General features: G+C 67.8%; 2 protein-coding genes. Both read left to right on the top strand.

Going from position 1 to position 2,612, the window contains the following annotated elements; all coding sequences use genetic code 11:
• Positions 1–793: zinc-binding dehydrogenase (locus ACNFOC_RS53105; protein ID WP_416966128.1), on the top strand; the 793-nt coding region annotated here is incomplete at its 5' end.
• Positions 794–861: 68 nt separating this feature from the next.
• Positions 862–2,370 (top strand): MFS transporter, encoded by a 1,509-nt coding sequence (locus ACNFOC_RS53100; protein ID WP_416966127.1) that lies wholly within the window; start codon positions 862–864, stop codon positions 2,368–2,370.
• The last annotated feature ends 242 nt before the right edge of the window (positions 2,371–2,612 follow it).

The raw sequence follows: 2,612 nt of genomic DNA, 5'->3' as shown, positions 1-2,612 counted from the left end.
CTCTCTGTACATCGACGACAACCTGGGACGTACCACCGCTCTGCTGTCCCTGGCCGCCCAGCGCTACCGGCGCGCCCAACTCAAGCGGGTGGTCGCGCATCTGGGGTTCGCGCCGGGCGGGTACGCGGAGTCGGCCGTGGCCGATGTCGACCGGGTGCACGAGATCCCGGCGAACCTGGACTTCGCGCAGGCCGTCGCGATGATCGGGACGGGCCGTACGGCGATGGGGATCGTGCAGTTCAGCGAGCTGGACGCCGACTCCGTGGTCGTCGTCCCGGCGGCCGCGGGCGGACTCGGCACCCTGCTCGTCCAGTACGCCAAGCACGCCGGCGCCACGACCATCGGTCTCGCGGGCGGCCAGGAGAAGACCGCCCTCGTACAGGCGAACGGCGCGGATCTCGCCGTCGACTACACGGACCCGGAGTGGCCGGGAAAGGTAAGGGCCTGGCTGGGCGGACGGCACGCGACCGTCGTCTTCGACGGCGTGGGCGGAGCCGTAGCGAGGCAAACAGTCGACCTGCTCGGTCCGAACGGCCAGCACCTCGTCTTCGGATGGTCGAGCGGCGAGCCGTACACCACCACAGACCTGTCCGAACAGGTACTCGGCCCCGTGATGATGCGCAAGGCCGGCGGCCCAAGCCCCATCCGAACCCTCGAACTGCGCGCACTCGCCGAGGCGGCGGAGGGACGACTCACACCCACCGTCCAACGATTCCCACTGGCCGCGGCGGCGAACGCGCACCGAGCACTGGAGAACCGGAAGACCACCGGAAAGGTAGTCCTGGAGCCATGACTAAATCAAACACACGAACGAATACAACTGAGGATGCGATACCTGCCGATTCATGGTCTTCTGACCAGATGAGTGTCACCCGAACAGGTGAATCCGCTACGGCCGCGGGCCCCGATCCCCGCCGCTGGTGGGGCCTGGTGATCATCGCTCTCGCGCAGCTCATGGTGGTTCTCGACGCGACGATCGTGAACATCGCGCTCCCCTCCGCACAGCGCGACCTGGGCATGTCCGACGGCAACCGGCAATGGGTCATCACCGCGTACACGCTCGCCTTCGGCGGCCTGCTCCTGCTGGGCGGCCGGATCGCCGACCTCGTCGGCCGCAAACGGACGTTCATCATCGGCCTGATCGGCTTCGCGGGCGCCTCCGCACTGGGCGGCGCGGCCACGACCTCGGGCATGCTCTTCGGCGCCCGCGCCCTCCAGGGCGTCTTCGCCGCCCTACTGGCCCCCTCCGCGCTCAGCCTCCTCACCACCACGTTCACCGACCCGAAGGAACGCGGAAAAGCCTTCGGAATCTACGGCGCACTCGCGGGCAGCGGTTCCGCGATCGGCTTCATCGCGGGCGGCCTGCTCACCGAGTACCTGAACTGGCGCTGGTGCCTCTACGTCAACATCCCCATCGCGATCATCGCCGTCTTCGGCGCCTTCGCCCTCCTCCACGACCGCCCGGGAAACACGGGCGCCCGCCTGGACGTACCCGGCGCACTACTGGGCTGCGGCGGACTCGTGGCAATCGTCTACGGCTTCAGCGAGGCGGAGCCACGCGGCTGGACGGACCCACTGGTCCTCGGCCTGTTCGCAGCCGGCGCCGTCCTGCTCATCGCGTTCGTCTGGTGGCAGACGAGGGCCCCCAGCCCCCTCCTCCCCCTCCACATCGTCAAGGACCGCAACCGCGCCGGCTGCTTCCTCACGATGGGCCTGGCAGTCATCGGCATGTTCGGCATGTTCCTGTTCATGACCTACTACCTCCAGGTCATCCTCGACTACTCGCCCGTGAAGACCGGCATGGCCTTCCTGCCCCTCACGGTCGCGATCATCATCGGCTCCACCCAGATCTCGGCCCGCCTGATGCACCACGTCCCGCCGCGCACCCTGATGGTGCCGGGCGCGATCCTCGCGGCAGCGGGCATGTCCTTCTTCACCCGCCTGACGGTCAACTCGGACTACACGACCGAACTACTCCCCGGCCTCATCCTGATGGGCCTCGGCATGGGCCTGATCTTCATGCCGGTCTTCGCCACCGCCACGGCCGGAGTCGCCCCCCAGGACTCGGGCGTGACCTCCGCGACCGTCAACACCGCCCAGCAGGTGGGCGGTTCGATCGGCACGGCCCTCCTCAACACGATCGCCACCACCAGCAGCACGGCCTACATCGCCGCCCACCTCCACGACCCGGCCCAGAAAGCCCTGATCACCAGCAAGGGCATCGTCCACGGCTACACGGTCGCCATCTGGTGGGCCGTAGCCGTCATGCTCCTCGCAGGCCTGGTAGCGGGCCTGATGGTGACAGCCCGAGCACCCAAACACGGGGCGACGGCACAGACGCCGGTGAGCGAGTCCAAGTCAGTGGCATGAGTGGACCGTTGGCCGCGTACGGCGGCAAGGTGACGTGTCGGGGGGTGTCCGCCCGCAGCGGTTGGCGCGTCAAGCACGGGCAAGCCAATGACCAACAGCCCCCGCGCCAATCCGAGGCCGCGGAGACGGTGGTGGTCATGACGTACTCCAGTCGGAAAATGGCGTGAAGTGGCGTGAAGTGGCGTGAAGTTGATGAAGTGGGGCGTGAAGTCGCTTGAGGAATCAGGCTGTTGGGCCGAAGC

This window comes from Streptomyces colwelliae, from assembly GCF_048158785.1.
Taxonomy (GTDB): Bacteria; Actinomycetota; Actinomycetes; order Streptomycetales; family Streptomycetaceae; genus Streptomyces.
The sequence above is the reverse complement of the archived record's forward strand: the minus strand, read 5'-3'. Positions and strand labels throughout refer to the sequence as shown.